Below are 741 nucleotides of genomic sequence, written 5' to 3'. Positions count from 1 at the left end.
TGAACGGATTGCAGGCTGGCATCGGAGGCCGAAGCTTGGCTCCGGTCGGCCGAAACACTAGCCGACTGGCTGGCCGCTGCACTAGCCGAAACTTCGGATTGCGAAGCCGCAGCACTCTGTGAAGCGTCTAATTGCGAGGCTTCAGAAGCAGATGCTGCGCTAGCTTCGGAATTGGCAACGGAAATGCTGTTACTCTGTTCGGACCAAGTCGACAGTGCTTCCGATTCGGATAACGACTGTTGACTCAGACTGGTCAACGATGCAACTGTGCTGGCATCCGGTTCAGATCCCTCATCACTCAAGCTTTGCAGCGACTTAGAAACTTCGGCGGATTGACTGGCTTCGGAAGCACTGGTGTTGCTTACGCTCAGGTTGGAAAGACTTCCTAACGATTGCGAAGCAACTGAGTAAACACTCTCGTCAGCGCTGTTCCGGGCACTCAAGCTAGCCGTTGATTCAGATAATGAGGCCTGAACACTGGCGTTATCGGTAGACCGTTGACTCAGACTAGCATCGCTTTGCGAAATTTCAGTCGAAACCTCGCTCAACGAGTTGTCCGCCGATTCACTTTGCAGGTTAAACGTCGACGTGCTTGCGGATTGGCTAGCCGAAACGACGGCGGAAGCCTTAGCCGAGGCAGAGGCTGATTGACTTGCAACGCTCATTGATTCATCCGCCGAGGCAGAGGCACTCTGGCTGACAACACTGGTTGAAGCGTCAGCCGATTCACTGGCAGATTGC

1 pseudogene is annotated in these 741 nt (G+C 54.1%); it reads right to left on the bottom strand.

The features are described 5' to 3' along the window. A pseudogene (locus tag FD38_RS13165) lies at positions 1-665 on the bottom strand (hypothetical protein); the annotation flags it as partial. Positions 666-741 lie beyond the last annotated feature (76 nt).

It is taken from the genome of Levilactobacillus zymae DSM 19395, from assembly GCF_001434115.1.
GTDB classification, from domain to species: domain Bacteria; phylum Bacillota; class Bacilli; order Lactobacillales; family Lactobacillaceae; genus Levilactobacillus; species Levilactobacillus zymae.
The sequence above is the reverse complement of the archived record's forward strand: the minus strand, read 5'-3'. Positions and strand labels throughout refer to the sequence as shown.